We start from the raw sequence: 23,080 nt of genomic DNA, 5'->3' as shown, positions 1-23,080 counted from the left end.
AAAGGTTGACGATGAGCCTCAGCGTCGACGCGGGCTCCCGGAGCCGCACGGTGCCACCCGGGCCCCGGCGGCACGCGCGGCCGCCGGGCAGCCGCAGATTCTGGTCCTGGCTGGACCTGCGGGCCACTCCCTATCTGTTCGTCTCGCCCTACTTCATCCTGTTCGCGATCTTCGGCGTCTTCCCGCTGATCTTCACCGCCTGGGTGTCGCTGCATGACTGGCAGCTCGCCGGCGACAAGACGTTCATCGGCATGGAGAACTACACCGAACTCCTCGCGGACGACAAGTTCTGGAACTCGGTGCTCAACACCGTCGGCATCTTCGTGATCGCGACGGTGCCGCAGCTGCTGCTCGCGCTGCTGCTGGCCAACGCACTGAACAAGAAGCTGCGCGGCCGGCTGGTGCTGCGGCTGAGCGTGCTCGCGCCGCTCATCACCTCGGTCGTCGCCGTCGCGGTCGTCTTCACCCAGCTGTACGGCCGTGACTACGGCCTGGTCAACTGGGTGCTGGGCGCGTTCGGGATCGACCCGATCCACTGGCAGAACGAGAAGTGGTCGTCGTGGATCGCCATCGCCACGATGATCGACTGGCGCTGGACCGGCTACAACGCGATCATCTACCTGGCCGCGATGCAGACGATCCCCAAGGACCTCTACGAGGCCGCCGCCATCGACGGCGCCTCCCCGCGCCGCCAGTTCTGGGGCATCACGGTCCCGCTGCTCAAGCCCACGATCATCTTCACCGTCATCGTCTCGACGATCGGCGGTTTCACGCTGTTCGCCGAACCGGTGATGTTCGGCGCCGGCCTGATGACCGGCGGCACGACGGGCCAGTTCCAGACGGTGGCCATGTTCATCGTCAAGGAGGGCTTCCGGGACTTCCAGTACGGCTACGCCGCGGCCGCGGCCTGGATCCTGTTCCTGCTCATCATGATCACCGCGCTGATCAACTTCGCCATCGTCCGCGGCATCGGGAGATCACGATGACGACGATCACACATCGGGCGCCCCGGGCCCCGCGCCCGACGGGGGCCGGGACCTCCCGGCTCGACCCGTTCCGGGCGACCGTCCTGACCAAGGCGAGCCTGGGCCTGGCCATCTTCCTGTCGATCTTCCCGATCTACTGGATGATCGTCATCGCGACGCGCACCAACGAGGACGCGCACAGCATGCCGCCGCCGCTGCTCCCGGCCGGCAACCTCGGCGACAACATCAGGGCCGTCTTCGAGGCCGAGAACGCCCACTTCATGACGGGCATCATCAACTCGATCATCATCGCCTGCACGGTGACGATCGGCATCGTGATCATCTCGACCCTGGCCGGGTTCGCGTTCGCCTCGCTCACCTTCAGGGGCCGCAACCTGCTGCTGCTGTCGGTCGTGCTGACCATGATGGTGCCGCTGCAGCAGATGGGCATCGTCCCGCTCTACCAGATGATGGTGACGCTGGGCTGGACGAACACCCTCAAGGCGGTCATCCTGCCGTTCCTGGTGAACGGTTTCGGGGTGTTCCTCATGACGCAGTACACGCGCCAGGCCGTACCGAGGGAACTGGTGGAGGCCGCGCGGGTCGACGGCGCGAGCACCCTGCGCATCTGGTGGAACGTCGCGGTGCCGGCGGTCCGGCCCGGCATGGCCGTGCTGGCGATCCAGACGTTCATGCTGATCTGGAACGAGTTCCTCTGGCCTCTCATCGTGCTCACGCCGGACAATCCGACTGTGCAAGTCGCGCTGAGGGCGTTGAACGACCGTTACTCGACCAACTACGTGCTCATCTTCGCGGGCACGACGGTCTCGATCATTCCTCTTCTGCTGGTATTCGTCTTTTTCGGCCGCCAGATCATCGGCGGACTCATGGAAGGTGCGGTCAAGGAGTGACCCAGAACACAGAGACCCAGATCGACACCCCTGGTCTGGTCTTCCCCACCGGCTTCGTCTGGGGCAGCGCGACGTCGGCGTACCAGATCGAAGGCGCGCTCACGGCCGACGGCCGCGGCCGTTCCATCTGGGACACCTTCGTCGCGCAACCCGGGCGGGTCGTCGAGGGCGACGACGCCTCGGTGGCGATCGACCACTACAACCGCTACCGCGACGACGTGCGGCTGATGGCCGACCTGGGGCTGAGCGCCTACCGGTTCTCGGTCTCCTGGTCGCGGATCCAGCCCGACGGCAAGGGCGAGGTCAACGCCAAGGGCCTCGACTTCTACAAGCGCCTGGTCGACGAGCTGCTCTCCTACGGCATCTCGCCGTGGGTGACGCTCTACCACTGGGACCTGCCGCAGGTCCTGGAAGACGAGGGCGGGTGGCCGTCGCGCGACCTGTCGAAGCGCTTCGCGGACTTCGCCGCCATCGTGCACGGCGCCCTCGGCGACCGGGTCGCCAACTGGGCCACGGTCAACGAGCCGTGGTGCGCGGCGTTCCTCGGCTACTCCTCGGGCGAGCACGCCCCCGGCCGCCGGAACCCGGCGGAGTCGATCAAGGCGGCCCACCACCTGAACCTGGCCCACGGCCTGGCCGTCCAGGCGATGCGGGCCCAGCGCACCGACACGCGGATCGGCGGCTGCGTCAACCTCTACGCGATCAGCCCGCAGAGCGACACCGAGGCCGACCTCGACGCGGCCCGCCGCATCGACGGCATGCAGAACCGCTTCTTCCTGGACGCCCTCATGCGCGGCAGCTACCCCCAGGACGTCCTCGACGACCTGACGCCGCTGATCGCGCCCGAGGAGTACATCAAGGACGGCGACCTGGAGCTGATCGCGGCCCCGCTCGACATGCTGCTGATCAACTACTACAGCCGCTTCACCGTCACCGGCGCCGAGGGCGGCCCGAAGTCGGCGTCCGCGGCCCCCACCGACACCGGCTCGGCGTGGCCCGGCAACGAGCACGTCGGCTTCGTCAACGGCGGCCGCCCGGTCACCGGCATGGGCTGGGAGGTCGACGGCAACGGCCTGCTCGAAGTCCTCACCCGGCTGCGCGACGAGTACCCCGCCGTCCCTCTGTACATTTCAGAGAACGGCGCCGCCTACGACGACGTGGTCACCGACGACGGCGCGATCCACGACGTCGAACGCCAGGCCTACATCGACACCCACCTGAGGGTCTGCCACCAGGCCATCGAGGCGGGCGTGCCGCTGGAGGGCTACTTCGCCTGGTCGCTCATGGACAATTTCGAGTGGGCGTGGGGTTATGGCAAGAGATTCGGCCTAGTGTACGTGGACTACCCAACCCAGACGCGCATCCTGAAAGATAGCGCTCTCTGGTACGCCGAGACCATCCGGCACGGGGGCCTCCGGGGTCCGGCACAATAGCGTGAACGTGGTGAGGGGGCAGAACTGATGAACGGGGACCGCCGCTCGGTCGCGAGGCCGACGCTCGAAGCCGTCGCCGCACGGGCCGGAGTCGGGCGAGGAACGGTTTCACGGGTCATCAACGGCTCACCGAAGGTGAGCGAGAAGGCCCGCGACGCCGTCCTGCTCGCGATCGACGAGCTCGGATACGTCCCGAACCGGGCGGCCCGGACCCTCGTCACCAACCGGACCGACACCATCGCCCTGGTGGTGTCGGAATCCGAGCAGCGCGTGTTCGACGAGCCCTACTTCGCCGGCCTGATCAGGGGAATCGGGTCGGCGCTGGCCGAGACGGGCCTGCAGCTCATCCTGAGCATGGCGCAGAACCGCAACGAACACGACCGCCTGGAGCACTACCTGACCGGGCAGCACGTCGACGGCGTCCTGCTGACCTCGGTCCACGGCGCCGACCCCCTGCCCGGACGTCTGGAGGAGCTCGGCGTGCCCACCGTCCTCGGTGGCCGCCCCGTGGGGCTCAACCCCTACAGCTACGTCGACATGGACAACCGGGCGGGGGCCCGGCAGGCGATCAAGTACCTGCTCGGCAAGGGCCGCACCCGCATCGCCACCATCGCCGGCCCCCAGGACATGGGCGTGGGCGTCGACCGACTGGCGGGCTACCGCGACGCCCTTCTGGCGACCGGATTGACCGAACGCGTCGCCTACGGAGACTTCTCCGAGGAGAGCGGCTCGACGGCGATGCGCGAACTGCTCGACCGCCACCCCGACCTCGACGCCGTGTTCGCCGCCTCCGACCCGATGGCGGTCGGCGCGCTGCGGGTGCTGCGCGAACGCGGCTGCGCGGTGCCCCAGGACATCGCGCTGATCGGGTTCGAAGACTCGAAGGTGGCGTTGCACACCGAGCCGCCGCTGACCAGCGTCCACCAGCCGACCGAGGCGATGGGCCGCCAGATGGTGCAGCTGCTGGTGGCCCGCATCAACGGCGAACCGCTGGAGCAGCCGGTCGTCATCCTCGACACCCACCTGGTGATAAGGGCGTCGACCTGATCAGCCCGTGGTGAAGAAGGCCGGGTAGCCCGCGCAGCTCGCGCTCTCCAGCCGCAGGGCCGAGGAGATCTTGTCGTTGAACTTGAACTGCTGCGCGCCGAGGCTCGGCACCGACTCGCCGGGCCTGATGCAGTAGCGGCGGTCGCGGTAGTTCTTGTCGTCGAAGACGACCCAGGCGTTCCAGTCGTTGTTGGTCAGCGAACTGGCCTCGTCGTTGAACAGGGGCAGTTCCGGCTGGGAGATCGGCCGGAAGACCCAGAAGTGGCCGGCGTCGCTCCATTCGACCGTCTGGAGCGGCGTGGCCCGCCCGTCGTATCCCCCGTGCTCGAACAGGTAGAGCGTGTGGAAGTCGAGCTCGGTGGCCTGGGCGGGGGCCGCCGCGCCCAACAAGCCCAGTGCCACGGCCGCCGAGCCGAGAAGACGCCTGCCGATCGACATGATTCCTCCTGAAGACGATGTCTGCCAGGAGTCTGCCGACCCCTCCTTGGAGGCCACTTGTGGACGGCAGGGGAAGGCCGGCCCGGCTCTCCCCGCCGGGCCGGCTGCTCTGTGGGGGTCAGCTCATGGCGACCAGGACGCGGCGCGAACCGTGGAACGGGCGGCGGCCGTGGCCGACCAGGACGTTGTCGATCAGCAGCACGTCGCCCGTTCGCCAGTCGACGTCGACCGCGTGTTCCAGGCCCCGGTCGCGCACCTGGATCACGTGCTCGGCGGGGATGGGGGTGCCGTCGGCGTACTGGACCGACTGCGGGAGGTCCTCCGGCGGCATGATCTCGGCCAGCATCATCGCCGTCTCGTCGCCCAGCGACGCCGGGTGCCACTGGTCGCTCTGGTTGAACCAGACCTCCGCGCCCGTCACCGGGTGGCGGGTGGTCGCCGGGCGGATCTGGGTCACCCGCAGCCCGCCGTCGGGGCGCCACGTCCACTCGGCGGCCGAGGCGTCGAGGAACGCCTCGACGGCCTTCTTGTCGGAGGTCTCGAAGGTCTCCTGCCAGCTCTTGCCGAGGCCCATCCCGCCGTGCAGGTTCTGGGTATAGCGCACGCCCTTGGCGAACGCCTCCCGCACCGCCGGGTCGAGGGACTCCAGCCACGTCACGCCGTCGACGACGGGGGTCGCGCCGCCCGACTCGGCCGCCTTCGCGCAGAAGAACATCAGCCGCGACGGCCAGGACGCCGCGTAGGACAACTCGTTGTGCATGGAGATCGTGTACTCGGCCGGGTACTCCGTCGAGGTGTACACGTTCTGGCCGACCTTGGTGCGCGGGGAGTTGCCGTGGACGTAGGCCAGCCGGTTGGGCAGCAGCAGGTCCATCGGCGGGTCAAGGGTCGCCTCGGTCACCCCGAAGCCGCGGAAGACCAGGGCCTTCTTGTCGACCAGCAGGTCGTCGACGGGGGTGTCGCGCAGGAAGTCGGCCAGCGGCCTGCCGTCGCTGTGTAACTCGTGGGGTTGCCAGCTCATCGGGATCCTTTTCGGAGGTGGCGTCGGAGCGCTTCGCGCTGGGATTCCGTGAGGACGGGACGAACCGGGCGCGGCGGGCCGAGGAGCGAGGCAATGAGGGCCGCCGCTCTCGTGATGCCCGCCGACGGGTCGAGGTCCTCCGGTGCTGCCGGCCGCTCCCCCGATGTGAGCAGGTCGCGCAGTTGTTCCCCCGCCTGGGGCCATTTCCCGGGCGGAAGCCATCGTGCCAGCCCGAGTTTCGCCAGCCGGGCGGCGTTGTCTGGACGGTCGGCGCCGTCGGCGAGCACCAATTGCGGGGTGCCGGCCATCAGCGCGCGCGTCAAAGTGCCGATGCCGCCGTGGTGCACGACCGCTCTGACTTCCGGTACGACCTGGTCGAACGGCAACCGTTCGAACCAGCGCACCCCGTCGGGCAGCGGCGTGGGCAGCAATTCGGGATAGGGCGTGACGACCACGGCCGGAAATCCCTCGACCGCTTTCAGGGCGGAGGCGTAGAACGCCTCGTTCAGCATGCGCCCGGTGCCGCCCGAGACGAGCACGGGACGGTCGGCGACGACGTCCGGAGAGAACGTTTCCCGGGACGCGGCGTCGGGCACCGCGAATCCGGCGAGTTCGAATCGCGCCGGCGATTTCGCGCCCGCCTGGTCGAACCAGCGGGGCCACAATCCGATGTCCATGGTGGCGCCGGCGAACCAGGCGTGCCAGTCGGCGACGGGCGGCAGGCCGAGGTCGTCGCGCACGGCCTGGAAGCCGCCGGCGAGTTCGGTCGCGTACATGTGGGCGGCCAGGCGGGCGCCCATGACCTGGATCGGGGAGACGGCGACCCAGGCGACCGGGCAGCCGAGCAGTTCGGCGGCGAACCTGACCGACAACGCCGAGGTGTGCCGGCCGACGAGGACCGTACGGCCCGGCTCGTGGCGCTCGGCGATGGCCTTGACCTCGAAGGCGAGCTGCTCGAACAGGCCGTTGCGCTCGTAGAAGGCGAGCCAGCCGAGCCCGCTCCGGGTGTCCATGAGCTGGGTGGTGTCGGCCTGGTGGCGGGCGAACTGCTCGGCGGTGTCGATCGCGGCGAAGTCGAGCCCGGCCGCCGCCGCCCGGTAGTGCTCGTGGGTGATCAGGGTCACGTCGTGGCCCTGGCGGCGCAGTTCCGACCCGAGCCGGACGAAGGGCATCACGTCGCCGTCGGTGCCATGGGTGACGGCGATTATCCTCGGCACGCCACCCGCCCGGCGCCCGGAATTTCGGCTGACAGTGAGTTGCGCATGAAAGTTTCTGTTCCCTTGCATCGATGGCGGCCGGTGGGTGATACTCCGACGAGAAAGCGCTCTCTTGTTCCCGGATGCCCGCCCTGAATGCAACCAAAGAAGCAGTAGCGACATGTTCCTGTCAACGGTGATCCCGCATAATGGAACGGCCGCTTCCGGCGCTCCGGGAATGTGGGGCAGACTCATGGTCGTGACTTTTTTTAAGTTCTATACTATCCTGCTCCCGGATGCCTGACCTGCACAACAGCAGAGTGAAGGAGGGCTGCTCGCTTACTCATCGGTATTTCGCGGGTAAGCCGACATTCCCCGACGGCGCGGCACGCGCACTTGCGCGTGACGAATAGGTTCCATTAATCTCTTGTGGGGGTGCAGTGGGAGCGCTCCCATGACGGTTAATCGGGTTCCGCAACTTTCTGCAACTCAGCGCAACATTAGGATGGCGCTTATCGCGCCGGCCTTTTTCGGGTTGCCTTGGACCGTTCAAAGAAAGGCCACTCCGTGGCAGTGACGTCCACATCCACACCCGAGTCCGCGCCCCGTAGCTCCCTCGGCGGGCTCTCCCCCGCGCGCCAGGCGGCTCTCGCCCGCCTGCTCACCGCGCGCCCGAAATCCCCCATCCCCGTCGTGCCGCGCGACCAGGGCCCCCTCGCCTGCTCCTTCGAGCAGCGCCAGATGTGGCTCGGCGCGCAACTCGACGGCGTGACCCCGGCCCCCAACGCCACCCTGGGCCTGCGACTCGACGGCCCGCTCGACGTCCCGGCGCTGACCGCCGCCCTCGACGCCCTGATCGTCCGACACGAGAGCCTGCGTACCGTTTACGCGACTCCCGACGACCAGGCCGCCCAGACGGCAGGTTTCCCCGCTGCGGACGTCTCGGCCCAAACCGGCGACGAACCGCTTCAGACCGTGCTCGACCCGTTCCCGATGCCGCTGGAGTTCCACGGCGCGCCCGATCTGGCCCAGGAGATCACCGCCGAGGCGGTGGTCCGGCGCTTCGACCTGCGGACCGGGCCGGTCGTGGCGGCCACCCTCATCCGGCTGGCCGAGCGGTCGCACGCCCTGGTGGTCGTGTGCCACCACATCGCCGCCGACGGCTGGTCGATGGGCGTCCTCGCCGACGAGCTCGCGACCCTCTACCGCGAGGCCCTCAACGGGGAACCGGGGACTCTCGCCGAGTTGCCCGTTCAGTACGCCGACTACGCCGCCTGGTCGCGGGCCGAGCTGACCGGAGAGACGGTCGCCCGGCGGACCGATTACTGGCGGGCGGCGCTCGACGGCGCGCCCTCGGTGGAGCTGCCGGTGCGGCGGGAGCGGCCGGTTCCCGGCGGGCGGCGTACCAGCACGAACTGGAGCCTGCTCGCCCCGGGCACCCTCGCCGCGCTGCAGGCCGCCGGCGGGCCGGGCACGACGCCGTTCACCGCGCTGCTGGCGGTGTTCTCGATGTTGCTGGCCCGCTACACCGGCGCCGAGGGCGTCACCGTGGCGACGACCAACGGCGGGCGCCGGCGGCGGGAGCTGGAGGGCGTCGTCGGGTGTTTCGTGAACGCGGTGCCGATCCACGGCGACCTGTCCGGCGATCCTTCCTTCCCGGAGGTGGCCGCGCGGATCCGGGCGGCGGTCGGCGGCGCGCTGAGCAACCAGCTGCCGCTGTCGGTGCTGGCCGACGCGGTCGGCCTGACGCTGCCGGTGAGCTTCTCCTTACGCGGCTTCCGCGACCAGCGCGGCGACTGGCCCGGCCTGACCGCCTCGATCTGGGACCACGAGGTCGACCACCAGGGCTACGAGTTGTCGCTGCTCGTCCACCTCGACGGCGACGTCACGGGGCTCGACTTCACCTACCGGCGCGACCTGCTCGACGACGACGTCGTCGAGCGCATGGTCGGCCACTACCACCACCTCGCCGCCCAGATCGCGGCGAACCCGTCGGCCACGCTGGCCGAGCTCGACCTGGTGACTCCCGAGGAACGGGACACGATCTTCGGGACGTGGAACGACTCGGCGCGTCCGTACCCCGAGAGAGCGCTCCCTTTGTTGCTCGCGCAGCACCGGGACTCGACGGCGACCGCGGTCCGGTACGCCGGCCGGGACGTCTCCTACGCCGACCTGCACGCCCGCGCCCACCAGATCGCCCGGCGGCTGCTGGCCGAGGGCGTCACGCCGGAGACCACGGTGGGGGTGCTGCTCGACCGGTCACCCGACCTGATCGCGTCGTTGCTGGGCGTCTGGCTGGCCGGGGCGGCGTACGTGCCGATGGACCCGGCGTTCCCGCCGCAGCGCATCGCCGACATGCTGGAGACGGCGGCCACGCCGCTGGTGCTGACCGAGCGCAAGTACCTGTCCCGGTTCGACGGCCCCACGGTCGTCGAGGTCGCCTCGATCGACGGCGACACCACCCCCGTCGACGTCGAGCCCGACCTCGACCGGCTGGCATACCTGATCTTCACCTCGGGCTCGACCGGGAAGCCGAAGGGCGTCCAGGTCACCCACCGGGGGCTGGTCAACCACGTGTGGTGGGCCGTCGAGGAGCTCGCCTCGCGGGGTGAGGGCGGCGCGCCGCTGCTCGGGTCGGTCGCCTTCGACCTGGTCGTGCCCAACCTGTGGGCGCCGCTCGTGGTGGGCCAGGCGGTCACCGTCCTCGACCAGGACTTCGACATGGGCGAGCTCGGCGAGCTGCTCAGCGGCGGAGACTTCAGCTTCATCAAGCTCACCCCCGGGCATCTGGAGGTGCTGGGCCACCAGCTCGACGACGCCCGCGCCGCCGCGCTGGCCGGGGTGATCGTCGTGGCCGGGGAGGCCCTCCCCGGTTCGCTCGCCGACCGCTGGCTCGAGATCCTCGGCCCCGGACGGCTGATCAACGAGTACGGCCCCACCGAGGCCACCGTCGGCACGTGCGTCTACCCGGTCACCCACCGGCAGCACCACGAGGTCGTCCCCATCGGGGCGCCACTGCCCAACATGCGCATGTTCGTTCTCGACCCGCACCGCCGCCTGCTCCCCGCGGGCGTCCCCGGCGAGTTGTACGTCGGCGGCGTCGGCGTCACCCGCGGCTACATGAACCGACCGGACCTGACCGCCGAACGGTTCGTGGAGTTCGAGGGTGAACGCGTCTACAAGACGGGCGACCGGGTCCTCTGGCTGCCCGACGGGAACGTCGCGTTCCTCGGCCGGTTCGACGACCAGGTGAAGATCCGCGGCTACCGCATCGAACTGGACGAGGTCAGGGCCGCGCTGCTCGACCATCCGGGCGTGCGGGACGCGGTGGCGGCGGTGCACGAGGAACGGCTGGTGGCCTACTACGTGCCGGTCGCGGAACCGGTGCGGGGCCTGGAGGAGCACTGCGCGCTCCGCCTCCCCGAGTACATGGTCCCGGTGGTCTTCACCGAGCTCGACCGCATGCCGCTGAACGCGAACGGCAAGGTCGACCGCAAGGCGCTGCCCGCCCCGCAGGTCACCGCCTCGGCGGGACGCGAGCCCAGCACCGAGACCGAGCTCCTGATCGCGGGCGTCTGGAAAGAGGTCCTCAACGTCGAGAGCGTCGGCGCCGACGACGACTTCATGGCGCTGGGCGGCCACTCGCTGCTGCTCATCCGCATGATCGCCAAGCTCCGCCAGACGATGCCCGACCGGCCGGTCAGCGTCGTCGACGCACTGGCCAACCGGACCGTCGCGGCCCTCGCCGCGCTGGTCGACGGGCCGGCCGAGGAGGAGCAGGGCCTGCTGGTCCGGCTCACCAAGCCGATCGCGGCCCCCACGATGACCCTGGTCTGCGTGCCCTACGGCGGCGGCAGCGCGGTCGTCTACCAGGCGCTGGCCGACGCGCTGCCGAAGGGCGTCGCGCTCCAGGCGGTCGCCCTGCCCGGCCACGAGCTGGGCGTCGAGGAGGAGGTCCTGCCCTTCGACGAGGCCGCCGCGAAGATCTGCGAGGAGATCCTGGCCAAGGTCAAGGGCCCGCTGGTGCTGTACGGCCACTGCGTCGGCAGCGCCCTCACGACCGAGATCGCCCGCCGCGTCGAGGAGGCCGGCCGGGAGGTCGACGCCGTCTACATCGCCGGCAGCTTCCCGTTCGCCGTCCCGACCAAGGGCCTGAGCGGCCTGCTGAACAAGCACTACTTCAACAACCGGCGGCTGCGGAACAACAACTCCGAGGCCAACTGGCTGCGCGCCATCGGCGCCGACCTCGACGGCCTGGGCGCCGAGGAGGTCGAGCGCATCGTCACGACCATGCGCTCGGACGCCAAGGCGGGCGAGGCCTACTTCACCAAGCTGATCGACGAGGGCGCGACCCCGCTGACCGCCCCGGTCATCTCGATCGTCGGCAGCCGCGACCCGATCACCGACTTCTACGAGGAGCGCTACCGCGACTGGCACGTCACCGCCAGGACGACGGCGCTCGTGGTGATCGACGAGGCGGGCCACTACTTCCTTCGCTACCGGGCCGAGGAGCTGGCGAGGATCATCACCACCGTCCACACCGACCTCGACGGCCCGCACGCCGCCGAGACGTGGCGCAAGGAGGCGGTCTCCCGGGAGAAGCCGGCGGCCGAGGCGACGCTCGGCCGGTTCCTGCGGGTGGCCGTCGGCCAGACGGTGTCGATGGTCGGCACGGCGATGACCGAGTTCGCGGTGCCGATCTGGGCCTACCTGAAGACCGGCTCGCTGCTGCAGTTCAGCCTGTTCGCCATCATCGCGCTGGTGCCCGGCCTGCTGCTGTCGCCGCTGGTCGGCGCGCTGGTCGACCGGAGCGACCGCCGCAAGGCGATGCTCATCGGCGACGGCGCCTGCCTCGGGCTGCAGGCGCTCATGCTGGGGCTGCTGCTCACCGACACCCTCCCGATGCCCGCCCTGTACGGAATCCTCGTCCTGCTGAGCGTGGCGCTGACGGTGCAACGCCTGGCCTGGGCGTCGGCCGTACCGCAACTGGCTCCGAAGCACTATCTGGGTCACGCCGGCGGCGTGCTCCAGCTGGGCAACGCGATCGGCCGCCTGATGGTCCCGCTGTTCGCGGTCGGGGTGCTGGCCGCGATCGGGCTCGACGGCATCCTGATCGCCAACGTCGTCTGCTACCTGTTCGCCGTCGCCGTCACCCTGCTCACGCCGTTCCCCAAGGCCATGGCCTGGACGCGGCGCGAGACGGTCGGCGCGGAGATCCGCAACGGCTTCCGCTACCTGTGGCGGCGGCCGGGCCTGCGGGCGATGGCGATCACCATGTTCGCCGTCAACTTCTTCCTGTTCACCGCGTTCACGATGATCTCGCCGCTGGTGCTCTCGATGGGCGACCTGGGCGACACCGGGACCGTGGCCCTGGTCGCCGCCGCCGGCGCGGTGGCGGGCGGGTTCGTGATCTCGATCTGGGGCGGCCCGCGCCGCCGCCGGATGTTCGGCATGCTCTCGGCCGTGGCCGTCGTGGCGCTGTTCGCCTTCTCGATGGGCCTGCGGCCGTGGTTGCCGCTGGTCGCGGTGGGGGCGGCCGGCATGGCGCTGTTCATGACGATCAGCGACGGCATCTGGATCACGATCATCCACTCGAAGGTGCCGCAGCGCTACCACGCCCGCGTGATCGCCATCAACCAGATGCTCGCCATGTCGACGCAGCCCATCGGCCTGGCCGTGCAGGCCTGGCTGGCCGGGCTGGTGTTCGTCCCGCTGCTGCGCGAGGACGGCGCGCTGGCCTCGACGGTCGGCGCCGTCATCGGCGTCGGCGAGGGGCGCGGCATCGGCCTGCTCTACCTGATCTGCGGCCTCGCCATGGCCGTGACGATCGTGATCGCTCTCAGGCACCGGGCGCTCCGGAACTTCGACCGGGACACCCCTGACGCCGAACCCGACGATCTGGTCGGTCTCGCAGAACTGAAGGGAACCTCCGCATGACCCCCACAGAATCCGCCGTCGCCGAGATCTGGACCGAGCTGCTCGGCCAGGCGCCGCCCTCGATCGACGACGACTTCTTCGAGCTCGGCGGCCAGTCGCTGACGATGGTCCAGTTCCTGGCCAGGGTCGAGGAACAGTTCGGCGTCGAGTTACCCATCGACGTGCTGTTCGCGTCCGGGTTCACCGTCGCGGAGGCGTCCAAGGCGATCGACCAGGGCCGGATCGCGGCCGTGGACGACGACGAGCTGGCCGCCCTGCTGAAGCAGCTCGACGGCATGTCGGACGACGAGATCAACGAACTGCTCTCCGACAACGCATGAGAGTCCTGCTCGCCCAGAACATGTTCCACCTGCCCAGCCACGGCGGGGCGAACAAGTCCAACCGGATCATGATGGAACAGCTCGCGGCGCGCGGGCACGAGTGCCACGTCGTGGCGCCGATGAGCGGGGCGCTGCGGGCGACGTCCAGCGACGACCACGTGGCCTATCTCAGGGGCCTCGGCGCGGAGGTGGCCTCGGCCACGCCCGACGCGCTGGTCTACGAGTACAACGGGGTGCGGGCGCACGTGGTGACCCGCGCGTCGCTGCTCGCCAACCGGATCGGCGAGGTCGCCGCCGAGGTCTCCCCCGACTGGACGCTGGTCCCGTCGGACGACCCGGGACTGATCGTTCTCGGGGCCGCGCTCAGGGCGGCCCCGGAGCGGGTCGTCTACCTGGCGCACACGCTGCAGCAGCTGCCGTTCGGGCCCGGGGCGTTCTACCCGAGCGCGGCCGGGACCCGGATGGTGAAGCTGGCGGCCTCGGTCGTGGCGGTGAGCCAGGCGGCGGGGACGTACCTCCAGAAGTGGGGCGACCTCTCGTCCACGCTGATTTATCCGCATATTTACGGAGATCCACCCGAGCTGGCCGGCGGGGACCTGGTCACGATGATCAACCCGTGCGGCTACAAGGGCCTGAGCGTGCTCCTCGGCCTGGCCGACGCGCGGCCGAACCTGCGGTTCCTGGCCGTGCCGACGTGGGGCACCACCGCCGACGACCTCGACGAGCTGAAGCGGCGGCCCAACATCGAGATCGGGCAGCCGTCCGACGACATCGACGACGTCCTGTCCCGGGCCAAGGTCCTGCTCATGCCCTCGCTCTGGGACGAGACCTTCGGGTACGCCTGTGTCGAGGCCATGGCCAGAGGGATCCCGGTCATCGCCAGCGCCGTCGGCGGCCTGTCGGAGGCCAAGCTCGGCGTGCCCTACTCGGTGCCGGTGCGCAGCATCGAGCGCTACGAGTCGGTCGGCCAGGCCCGGCCCGTCCCGGTCGTCCCGGAACAGGACCTCGGCCCCTGGCTGAACGCCCTCGACCCGGTGACCGGCGACGAGGCGCTGCACCGCCACCTGTCCCGGCGGTCGCGCAAGGCGGCGCTCGACTTCATCGGCTCGCTCGACGCCGGCGCCCTGGAAGCCCACCTGACCGACCTGCGCCCCAACCGCCGCCTCGCCGCGCTGGCCGCGCTGGCGGCGGCCCGCGCGAAGGAGTCCCAGTCATGATCGGAGCGGTGCGGGAACGCACGCTGACGCCCGTCTCTGAAGCCGACCTGTCGCGGATGTTGCGGATCAGGCACTTCGAGAAGGCCCTGCTGCGCCTGTTCGAGCAGGGCCGCCTGAACGGCACCACGCACACCTGCCTCGGCCAGGAGCACGTGCCGGTCGCGGTCAGCGCCCTGCTGCGGCCCGAGGACCACGTGTTCAGCAACCACCGGGGGCACGGCCACTTCCTGGCCCGCTACGACGAGCCGCACGCCCTGCTGGCCGAGATCACCGGCCGCGAGGGGGCGCTCTGCAACGGGGTGGGCGGCAGCCAGCACATCTACCACGAGCGGTTCCTGTCGACCGGCGTCCAGGGCGAGTCGCTGCCGGTCGCGGTCGGGGTGGCGCTGCGGCACAAGCGGACCGGCGACGGGATCGCGTGCGCGTACGTCGGCGACGGCACCTGGGGCGAGGGGTCGGTGTACGAGGCCCTCAACATGGCCCAGTTGTGGGGCGCCCCGCTGCTCGTCGTGGTCGAGCACAACCGGATCGCCCAGTCGACCCCGACGGGGGCGCAGCTGGCCGGGTCGATCGCGGGCCGCTGCGCCGGGTTCGGGGTGCGGCACGAACGGGTCGAGTCGCCCGACGTCAACGTGGTGCGCGGGGCGCTGGCCCCGCTGGTCGACTACGTACGGCGGGAGAAGCGCCCGGCGGTGTTCGAGGCGTCGGTCCACCGGGCCGGCCCGCACAGCAAGGGCGACGACACCCGGACCGCCGCCGAGCTGGCCGAGGCCGCCGCGGGCGACTGGTACGCCCACTACACGCGCGACTTCCCCGCGCAGGTCGCGGCGCTGGAGGAGATCGAGCGCGCGTTCATCGACGCCGCCGTGGAGAACGTGCTGGCCCGGCCCCTGTCGGAGTGGTCATGAGAGTCGCCGAGCATCTGAACCGGTCGCTGCACGCGCTGATGGAGAACGACCCGTCGGTCCACCTGCTGGGCGAGGACGTCTCCGATCCGTACGGCGGCGCGTTCAAGATCACCAAAGGGCTGTCGGACCGCTTCGGCCCGCGCGTGATGTCCACCCCCCTGTCCGAGGGGGGCATCGTCGGCGTCGGCGCCGGGCTGGCCCTGGCGGGCGACCGGGCCATCGTGGAGATCATGTTCGGCGACTTCGCCACGCTGGCCTTCGACCAGCTGGTGAACTTCGCGGCCAAGTCGACGACCATGTACGGCCGGCGGGTGGACGTACCGCTGATCGTGCGCCTGCCCACCGGCGGCCGCCGCGGCTACGGGCCGACGCACAGCCAGAGCCTGCAGAAGCACTTCATCGGCGTGCCGGGCCTGTCGGTCTACGAGATGAGCCCCTTCCACGACGCCGGGCGGCTGTTCGGCGAGATCTTCGCGAGCGGCACCCCGGCCGTGTTCTTCGAGGACAAGGTGCTCTACACCAAGCCGATGCTCAGCGGCGGCGACGGCCTGCACACCTTCGAGGTGCGCGACGGCTGGGCGGTGATCCGGGCGGAGCGGGACACCGAGGACGTGCTGCTGGCCCCGGGCGGTCTCACCGACCGCGCCGTCGCCGCCCTGCGCGACCTGCTGCTCGAAGACGAGATCGCCTGTACGCTGCTCGTCCCCGCCCGCCTCCACCCGCTCGACGTGACCCCGGTCGCCGACGTGCTCGCGGCGGCCAAGCGGGTGCACGTCGCCGAAGACGGCACCGCCGGGGGCACCTGGGGCGCCGAGGTGGCCCGGCTGCTGCACGAGCGGCTGTGGGGCCGGCTGACCGCGCCGATCACGCACATCTCGGCGCCCGACTCGATCATCCCGACGGCCGCGCATCTCGAGGCCCGCTGCACCGTCCAGCCCGCCGACATCCGAAGAGCCATAAACAAATGACCGAATTCCGCATTCCGAAGCTGAACAACAACGACGACAGCTACATCCTCGTGGAATGGCTCGCGGTCGACGGCCAGGAGGTGAAACAGGGCGACCCGCTCGTGGTCATCGAAACGTCCAAGACGGCCGAGGAACTGGAAAGCCCGGCCGACGGGACGCTCGTCATCCGGGTGCATTCCGGCGACTGCGCGCCGGGCGAATTGATCGCCGCTATCGGGGCGTCGGTGGAGGTCGCGGAACCGGTCGTCCCGGAGGTGCCGCCGCTGACGTCCGGGGAGATCGACGTGGTGATCACCCGCCCGGCGCAGGCGCTGATCGAGCAGCACGGCATCGCGCTCGACCGGGTGCGGGCGCTCGGCCGGAAGGTGGTCAGGGCCGAGGACGTGGCGGCGCTGACCGACCCGCGCGAGGTCGTCACGCTGCCGAGGTCGCAGCGCCAGGCGGCCGACGTGGTGGTGCTGTCGCACCAGACCATCCCGGCGGCGTTCACGGCGGTCAAGGCCGACGTCACCGACACCGCCAAGCTGACCCGGGACCTGTCCAAGCACGCCCGGACCCTGATCGGGCTGTCGGAACTGCTGGTCAAGGCGGTGGCCGACCAGCGGGCGGAGTTCCCGCACCTGTTCGCGAGCTGGCTCGGCGACGGCCGGATCCGGCTCGCGGAGGGGTCGCACGTCGGGGTCACCATCGACGTGGGCAAGGGCCTGTTCGTGCCGGTCGTCCGCGACGCGGACGTGCGTCCGCTCGACGCGGTGGCCCGCGAGCTCATGGACTACCGGATGACCGCGCTGCGCGGCAGCTTCCGCGAGCGGGACCTGGAGGGCGCCAACATCGCGGTCACCCTGCACAGCGAGGCGGGCGTGGAGTTCGCGATCCCGATCGTCTATCCCGGCCACGTGGCGGCGTTGTCGCTGGCGTCGACGCAGCAGGAGGTCCAGCAGGGCGATGAAGGTTTCATGGTCCGCCAGACGGTGCGGATCGGGCTGGCCTACGACCACCGCGTCGTGAACGGCCGGGATGCCGCGCTCTTCCTCGGAGCGGTCAAGCGGTTGCTGGAGGAACCGCGCAGATGGTTGGAATGACGCGTCGTGGTGTATTTGTGCTGATGTCACTCAGCGCCGCCGGCGCCTGCGCCGCAGACCGACCGAGGAGAACCATGACGCCCGTACGCTTCCCGCGCGACTTCGTCTGGGGGGCGGCCACCTCCGCCTTCCAGGTGGAGGGGGCCACCAAGGAGGACGGCAGGGGGGTGTCGGTCTGGGACACCTTCGCCGCCACCCCCGGCAACGTCCGCGACGGCGACACCGGCGATCCGGGCGCCGACCAGTACCACCGTCACGAGCAGGACGTCGAGCTCATGCGCGAGCTCGGCCTGGAGAGCTACCGCTTCTCGATCGCCTGGCCGCGCGTCCAGCCGACCGGCGGCGGACGCCCGAACCTCAAGGGCCTCGACTACTACAAGCGCCTGGTCGACGCCCTGGTCGGCGCCGGGATCCGGCCGATGGTCACGCTGTTCCACTGGGACCTGCCGCAGGCCCTGCAGGACGAGGGCGGCTGGGAGAACCGCGACACGGCCTACCGTTTCGCCGAGTACGCCGAGATCATGTACGACGCCCTGCACGTCCGCGACTGGCTCACCATCAACGAGCCGAAGACGGTCGTCGACTGTGGCTACCGCACCGGCATCCACGCCCCCGGCGTGCGCGACGACGACCGCGCCCTGGTCGCCTGCCACCACCTGCTGCTGGGCCACGGCCTGGCCAGCCGGATCCTGCACGACCGCCACCCGGGCCGCCGCATCGGCCCGGCGCTGAACCTCCACCCGACCTACCCGGCCGACGACTCGCCCGAGGCGAAGGAGGCCGCGCGCCGCCAGGACGCCCGCGAGAACCGCCTCTACCTGGAGCCGGTGTTCCGGGGGACCTACCCGGAGGAGGCCATGACCCGCCATGACATGATCATGGACGGGGACATGGAGATCATCAGTGAGAAAATCGACGTGCTCGGCGTGCAGTACTACACGCCGCTCTTCATGGACGCCGAACAGCGGCGCGTCGTCCGCCACCCGGTCAGGGTGGCGAACTGGCTGGAGGACTACCCCGACGGCCTGCACGACGTCCTGCTGCGCGTCACCCGCGACCACCCCGGCGTGCCGATCGTCATCACCGAGAACGGCCTGGCGACCGACGACGCCGTCTCCCCCGACGGCGGCGTGCACGACGAAGACCGGATCAGCTATCTGCGCGGCCACATCGGCGCGATGCACCGCGCGATCAAGGCGGGCGCGAACGTCGAGGGATATCACGTGTGGTCGCTGCTCGACAATTTCGAATGGGCCGAGGGATACAGCCAGCGATTCGGCATCGTGCACGTCGACTTCGAGACGCAGAAACGAATTCCGAAAGACAGCGCCCTTTGGTACCGGGATCTTATCGAGACCGGCGAACTGCGGTGACCTGCTTTCTTTTCGTTGACTCTTCAGCCCAATTCACACTAGGTTGTGGGAGCGCTCCCACTCGGGCGGCCAGGAGGCTGCCGAGCTGGGCCGATCACGTGGCGCATACCCTGGACCTTGTCTCTCGGAGAAAGGACACCCCCCGTGCCCCAGTACACCCTCCTCGGCGGCGGCTACCGCGCGGAGCTGACCGAACTCGGCGGCGCCGTGTCAGCCCTCACTCACGGAGGACGTGACCTGATCCCGAGCCGCCCCGTCGACGGGCCGATCGAGTTCTACAACGGCACCCTGCTCGCCCCCTGGCCCAACCGGGTCGTCGGCGCCCGCTACGTCTTCGCCGACGAGTGCTTCGAGCTCCCGGTGAACGAGCCCGACCGGGGCCACGCGCTGCACGGTTTCGTCTCCGACGCCCACTGGTCGTGCGTGGAGTTCACGGCGATCGAGGACCACCGCTCGTCGGCGGTCATGAAATACACGCTGGAGCCCCACCAGGGCTACCCCTACCGGCTCGCCCTGACCACGACCTACGTCCTCGACGAGTCGGGCCTGACGACCACGCTCAAGGCCGAGAACATCGGCGAGGCCGCCGCCCCCTACGGCTGCGGCCCCCACCCGTGGCTGCTGGCCGGCCCCGACGTGGCCGAGTACACGCTGTCCCTCCCCGCCGGGAAGATCTTCCTGACCGACGAGCTGCTCGCCCCCACGGAGCTGGTCGCGGTCGACGGCACGGAGTACGACTACCGCGTGCCCCACGCCCTGGGCGGGGTGGCGATCGACCACGCCTACACGGCCCTGACCGAGGGCCGCGTCGTCGTGAGCGGCCCCGGCGGCGGCGTGGCCGTCACGTGGGACCACGAGTCCCTGCCCTGGGTCCAGGTCTGCAACGGCGTGGGCCTCGGCTACAAGGGCGTCGCGGTCGAGCCGATGACCTGCCCGCCCGACGCCTACAACAGCGGCACCGACCTGATCGTCCTCAAGCCCGGCGACACGCACGAGGCGAGCTGGACGATCTCGGCGGCCTGACGACCCATGGACAGCAAAACGAAGCGGTCACTGACGACCGCCCAACTCGACGCGCTCGTCATCGGCGCCCTGGGAGCGGGCGTCGTGACGGCCGAGGAACTGCCCGACGGCTTCGCCAATGCCGTCTGGCGCCTCGGCCTCGACGACGAGTCGCAGGTCGTACTGAAGGTCGGGCCGCCGCCCGACCTGCCGCTCCTGACCTACGAGCGCGACCTGCTGCGCACCGAGGCCATGGTCTACCACCTGGCCCAGGGCACCGGCCTGCCGATGGCCACGCTCCTCCACGCGGGCTTCGACGACCCGGAGATCGGCGGCGACTGGCTGATCCTCTCGGCCCTGACGGGCACCCCGTGGAACCGCGCGACGCCCGACCCGGCGCGCGACGCCGCGTTGCGGCGCGAGATGGGCGTCCACCTCGCGACCCTCCACCGCATCCCGGGCACCGGCACGTTCGGCTACCCCTACGCGGGCCTGACCGGCCAGACGTGGCGCGAGGCGTTCCTGAAGATGGTCGGCGCCATCCTCGACGACGCGGTGAAATGGGAGACCCGCCTCCCGGCGACCATCCTCGACCTGGTCGGCGCCTTCCACCGCAACGCGGCGGCCCTCGACGACGTGCACGCCCCCGCGCTGGTCCACTTCGACGTGTGGCCGGGCAACGTCTTCCTGACCGCCGACGGAACGGTCGAGGCCCTGATCGACCACGAACGCGCCTTCTGGGGCGACCCCCTGGCCGACTTCGTGACCCCGACCATCTTCGGCGACCTGACCGGCGACGACCCGATGCTGGCGGGCTACCAGGAGGGCGGCGGCCGGGCCGGCTTCACCCCGACGTCCCGGATCCGCTTCGCGATGTACCAGGCGTACCTCTACCTGATCCTGCTGGTGGAGGACGGTCCGAGGCAGTACCCGGAGGCCGACTACGCCCGGCTGCGTAACGGCGCGACCGACGGGCTGGTACGGGCGCTGGGCATCCTCACGCGCTAGTGCTCATCCGGGTGGGCGGCGGGACGTGCCGCCGCCCACCCGGAGATCTCATCGCCGAATGAATCGCGATCGGGAGAATCGACGTCCAACGCCTTTCTGGAGCGGCGGATGGGACAGATCGCTCTTGCGGCGGCTACGTGCGGAGTTGCTGGCCGCGATGGCCGCGATGGCCGAAGGCGACGATTCGCCGATCAGTTTCCCGATAGGACCAGACCCAGATCGAATTGCACGTCGGCGTCACCAAATCCGCGAAAACCGGGGAAAGGTGAAATTCCGGGCCGTCGAACTCGACGGCAAGGGGTCCTACGCCGCCGAGGAGATCCATCACCGTCACCCTCGAAGCGCCGGTCGACGTGAACGGCGCTCCGGTGAAGGTGACCCAGGGCTCCGACGACAAGCCTTGACGGCCCGATGAACCGGGTGACGGTCGACCGCGCGGTGGAGGTGCTCCACGACCGCGGCCCGCAAGTGAGGCCGCGCTGGCAGGTCGGGCCGGGTTTCCTGCTCGCCCCGGCCTGGTCCTGACCGCCGCGCACAACGTATCCCGCGCCATCCACCAGGCCACCGGCGAGGCGCCCGCCGAGATCTGGGTGATCGCCCACATCGCCGACGCCTACCGCGGAATGGGCCGCTACACCGAGGCCATTGAGGTCTCGGTCGCGGGCCTGGAGCTCTGCGTCGCCCTCGACCAGGTCGCTTGGACCCTGCTGCACCTGGGCCTACGGCGGGGCCGGTCGGTTCGCGCAGGGCACCTCGGCGCTCACCCAGGCGCTCGACTATCACCGCCTGATCGGCAACACCGCGGGCCAGGTGACCCACTACCTCGCCCGTCTCACCTGTCGGCCGGCGAGGGCTTCACGCTCGCCCAGGGGATCGGCAACGCCGACCTGCTGAACGGCCTCCGCGAGACCCTCGCCGACATCGGCTGACCCCGGGCGCTCAGGTCACCTTGGCGAGCATCACCGGTTCCGTCGTCGGCTGCTCTGAACCCCCCGCCGGTTCCACCGTCACCCCGAAGTGGTCCGTCCCCGCCGGCAGTTCGACCGTCGCCGTCCGGATCCCGCCGCCGTCGACCAGTCCCGCCGGGCGGATGCGTTCGCCGCCGATCGTCCACAGCTGGTACGTCTTCGAAGGGTCGAGCGCGGGGAGTTCCGAGGTGAACATGACCTTCCCGTGGCTCTCCGAGGCCACCACCGTCGCCGAGCCGCCGCCGACCATCTCGACCTTCCGCACCACCGCGTCGGGGGCCGCGAGCAGGCTCTGGGTCTCCTCGATCGACGCGTCGCGCGACCGGATCTCGTTGACGGCGATCACGCCGATCGACACCGCCGCGGCGGCCGAGACCGCCGCCAGGGCCAGCGCCCACCGGCCCTTTCCACGCCGCAGCGGGACGACGACCTCGGCAGGAGGCGGCTCTTCCTCCTCGATCTGGGGCGGTTCCTGGCGGACCTCGGCGATCTGGGCCATGACCCGGGACTTCAGGGCGCGGGGCGGGGCCTCGGCCACGGCGGCGCCCAGGCGGGCGGCGGTCTCGCGCAGGCCGCGGACCTCGATCGAGCAGGTCTCGCACCTCGACAGGTGGCCCTCGAACTCGCCCAGTTCCCGGAACGGGAGGGCGTTCAGGGCGTAGGCCCCGGACAGGGTGTGGATCTCGTCGTTCACCGTTCCACCCCCATGCAGTCTCGCAGTCGTACCAGGCCGTCGCGCATGCGCGTCTTCACCGTTCCCAAGGGGACCTTCAGGAGGCCGGCCACCTCCGGATAGCTGTAGCCCCCGTAATAGGCCATCGTGACGGCCTGGCGTTGCAGTTCGGTCAGGCCGTCGAGGCAGCGCCGGACGCGTTCGCCTTCGAGGCGGGTGGTCACGGTCTCGGCCACGTGGTCGTACGCCACCTCGCCGCCCATCTGGGCGACCCGGTTCTCCCGGTCGGAGGACGCCTGCGCCGACCGTACCCGGTCGACGGCGCGCCGGTGGGCCACGGTCATCACCCAGGACATGGCGCCGCCCCGGGCGGGGTCGAAGCGGGCGGCGGTGCGCCACACCTCGACCATGACCTCCTGGGCGACCTCCTCGGCCTGGGCCCGGTCGCGGACGACGCGCCGGATCAGTCCGAACACCGAGGCGATCAATCTGTCGTACAGACGCTCGAAAGCCGTCTCGTCGCCGCGGGCGACCAGGACCAGCAGCTCGTCGAGTTCGGGACTGCGGCCCGTGACGGAGATGGGCACGACATCGTTCACGAACCCCATTCGCC

At 70.2% G+C, this 23,080-nt stretch carries 20 protein-coding genes; 14 read left to right on the top strand and 6 right to left on the bottom strand.

The window, feature by feature from the left end:
• The first annotated feature begins 11 nt into the window (after positions 1 to 11).
• From AW274_RS17880 to AW274_RS17865, 4 genes are read left to right on the top strand one after another with little or no spacing between them, the layout of a single operon-like run.
• Positions 12 to 986 carry a carbohydrate ABC transporter permease gene (locus tag AW274_RS17880; RefSeq protein ID WP_062433318.1) on the top strand — a complete coding sequence of 325 codons (975 nt, stop codon included), beginning with the start codon at positions 12 to 14 and terminating at the stop codon, positions 984 to 986.
• Positions 983 to 1,876 (top strand): carbohydrate ABC transporter permease, encoded by an 894-nt coding sequence (locus AW274_RS17875; RefSeq protein ID WP_062433313.1) that lies wholly within the window; start codon positions 983 to 985, stop codon positions 1,874 to 1,876. The genes AW274_RS17880 and AW274_RS17875 overlap by 4 nt, the downstream gene beginning before the upstream one ends.
• Positions 1,873 to 3,309, top strand: coding sequence for a GH1 family beta-glucosidase (locus AW274_RS17870; RefSeq protein WP_062433310.1), 1,437 nt, complete (start codon positions 1,873 to 1,875; stop codon positions 3,307 to 3,309). Before AW274_RS17875 ends, AW274_RS17870 begins: the two co-directional genes overlap by 4 nt.
• A 27-nt stretch (positions 3,310 to 3,336) precedes the next feature.
• Positions 3,337 to 4,356, top strand: coding sequence for a LacI family DNA-binding transcriptional regulator (locus tag AW274_RS17865; protein WP_062433307.1), 1,020 nt, complete (start codon positions 3,337 to 3,339; stop codon positions 4,354 to 4,356).
• Here AW274_RS17865 and AW274_RS17860 read toward each other — a convergent pair whose 3' ends face one another.
• From AW274_RS17860 to AW274_RS17850, 3 genes are all read right to left on the bottom strand, one after another.
• On the bottom strand, positions 4,357 to 4,794 hold the full coding sequence (locus AW274_RS17860) for a beta/gamma crystallin family protein (RefSeq protein WP_062433304.1): 438 nt from the start codon (positions 4,792 to 4,794) through the stop codon (positions 4,357 to 4,359). It abuts the gene before it with no gap.
• 118 nt (positions 4,795 to 4,912) lie between these two features.
• Positions 4,913 to 5,815: a TauD/TfdA family dioxygenase gene (locus AW274_RS17855; protein ID WP_062433301.1), complete on the bottom strand. Its 903-nt coding sequence runs from the start codon at positions 5,813 to 5,815 to the stop codon at positions 4,913 to 4,915.
• Complete coding sequence (locus tag AW274_RS17850) at positions 5,812 to 7,032, bottom strand: glycosyltransferase (protein WP_198169263.1); 1,221 nt, start codon at positions 7,030 to 7,032, stop codon at positions 5,812 to 5,814. The genes AW274_RS17855 and AW274_RS17850 overlap by 4 nt, the downstream gene beginning before the upstream one ends.
• 552 nt (positions 7,033 to 7,584) lie before the next feature.
• Here AW274_RS17850 and AW274_RS17845 point away from each other — a divergent pair.
• The 9 genes from AW274_RS17845 to AW274_RS17805 all read left to right on the top strand — a co-directional run bounded on the left by AW274_RS17845 (position 7,585) and on the right by AW274_RS17805 (position 20,826).
• Positions 7,585 to 12,948: a non-ribosomal peptide synthetase/MFS transporter gene (locus AW274_RS17845; protein WP_063813417.1), complete on the top strand. Its 5,364-nt coding sequence runs from the start codon at positions 7,585 to 7,587 to the stop codon at positions 12,946 to 12,948.
• Positions 12,945 to 13,268 carry a phosphopantetheine-binding protein gene (locus AW274_RS17840; protein ID WP_062433294.1) on the top strand — a complete coding sequence of 108 codons (324 nt, stop codon included), beginning with the start codon at positions 12,945 to 12,947 and terminating at the stop codon, positions 13,266 to 13,268. Before AW274_RS17845 ends, AW274_RS17840 begins: the two co-directional genes overlap by 4 nt.
• Positions 13,265 to 14,485, top strand: a complete 1,221-nt coding sequence (locus AW274_RS41325; protein WP_062433290.1) for a glycosyltransferase family 4 protein — start codon at positions 13,265 to 13,267, stop codon at positions 14,483 to 14,485. The genes AW274_RS17840 and AW274_RS41325 overlap by 4 nt, the downstream gene beginning before the upstream one ends.
• Positions 14,482 to 15,393: a thiamine pyrophosphate-dependent dehydrogenase E1 component subunit alpha gene (locus AW274_RS17830; protein WP_062433287.1), complete on the top strand. Its 912-nt coding sequence runs from the start codon at positions 14,482 to 14,484 to the stop codon at positions 15,391 to 15,393. The genes AW274_RS41325 and AW274_RS17830 overlap by 4 nt, the downstream gene beginning before the upstream one ends.
• Positions 15,390 to 16,361, top strand: coding sequence for an alpha-ketoacid dehydrogenase subunit beta (locus tag AW274_RS17825; protein WP_062433284.1), 972 nt, complete (start codon positions 15,390 to 15,392; stop codon positions 16,359 to 16,361). The genes AW274_RS17830 and AW274_RS17825 overlap by 4 nt, the downstream gene beginning before the upstream one ends.
• Complete coding sequence (locus tag AW274_RS17820) at positions 16,358 to 17,443, top strand: 2-oxo acid dehydrogenase subunit E2 (RefSeq protein WP_062433281.1); 1,086 nt, start codon at positions 16,358 to 16,360, stop codon at positions 17,441 to 17,443. Before AW274_RS17825 ends, AW274_RS17820 begins: the two co-directional genes overlap by 4 nt.
• A gap of 74 nt (positions 17,444 to 17,517) precedes the next feature.
• A complete protein-coding gene (locus tag AW274_RS17815; RefSeq protein WP_198169261.1) occupies positions 17,518 to 18,816 on the top strand; it encodes a GH1 family beta-glucosidase in 1,299 nt (432 codons plus the stop codon).
• Positions 18,817 to 18,960: 144 nt separating this feature from the next.
• Positions 18,961 to 19,839 (top strand): aldose 1-epimerase family protein, encoded by an 879-nt coding sequence (locus tag AW274_RS17810; RefSeq protein ID WP_062433275.1) that lies wholly within the window; start codon positions 18,961 to 18,963, stop codon positions 19,837 to 19,839.
• A gap of 6 nt (positions 19,840 to 19,845) precedes the next feature.
• Positions 19,846 to 20,826 (top strand): phosphotransferase family protein, encoded by a 981-nt coding sequence (locus tag AW274_RS17805; RefSeq protein WP_062433272.1) that lies wholly within the window; start codon positions 19,846 to 19,848, stop codon positions 20,824 to 20,826.
• Positions 20,827 to 20,959: 133 nt separating this feature from the next.
• Here the strand turns inward: AW274_RS17805 and AW274_RS40355 are convergent, their stop codons facing one another.
• Positions 20,960 to 21,151, bottom strand: coding sequence for a hypothetical protein (locus tag AW274_RS40355; protein WP_157520370.1), 192 nt, complete (start codon positions 21,149 to 21,151; stop codon positions 20,960 to 20,962).
• Between the two features lie 265 nt (positions 21,152 to 21,416).
• On the opposite strand from AW274_RS40355, the gene AW274_RS17800 reads away from it, so the two are divergent.
• A complete protein-coding gene (locus AW274_RS17800) occupies positions 21,417 to 21,755 on the top strand; it encodes a hypothetical protein (RefSeq protein WP_062433269.1) in 339 nt (112 codons plus the stop codon).
• Positions 21,756 to 21,765: 10 nt separating this feature from the next.
• Here AW274_RS17800 and AW274_RS17795 read toward each other — a convergent pair whose 3' ends face one another.
• Both AW274_RS17795 and sigK read right to left on the bottom strand, forming a co-directional pair.
• Positions 21,766 to 22,488: an anti-sigma factor gene (locus AW274_RS17795; RefSeq protein ID WP_062433265.1), complete on the bottom strand. Its 723-nt coding sequence runs from the start codon at positions 22,486 to 22,488 to the stop codon at positions 21,766 to 21,768.
• The gene (gene sigK, locus AW274_RS17790) at positions 22,485 to 23,075 is read right to left on the bottom strand and encodes an ECF RNA polymerase sigma factor SigK (RefSeq protein ID WP_062433262.1); all 591 of its coding nucleotides are present in this window, start codon (positions 23,073 to 23,075) and stop codon (positions 22,485 to 22,487) included. The genes AW274_RS17795 and sigK overlap by 4 nt, the downstream gene beginning before the upstream one ends.
• Positions 23,076 to 23,080: the final 5 nt, after the last annotated feature.

Origin of the sequence: Herbidospora daliensis, from assembly GCF_001570585.1 — a bacterium.
In the GTDB taxonomy this organism is placed as follows: domain Bacteria; phylum Actinomycetota; class Actinomycetes; order Streptosporangiales; family Streptosporangiaceae; genus Herbidospora; species Herbidospora daliensis.
This window is presented reverse-complemented; position numbering and strand designations above follow the sequence as displayed.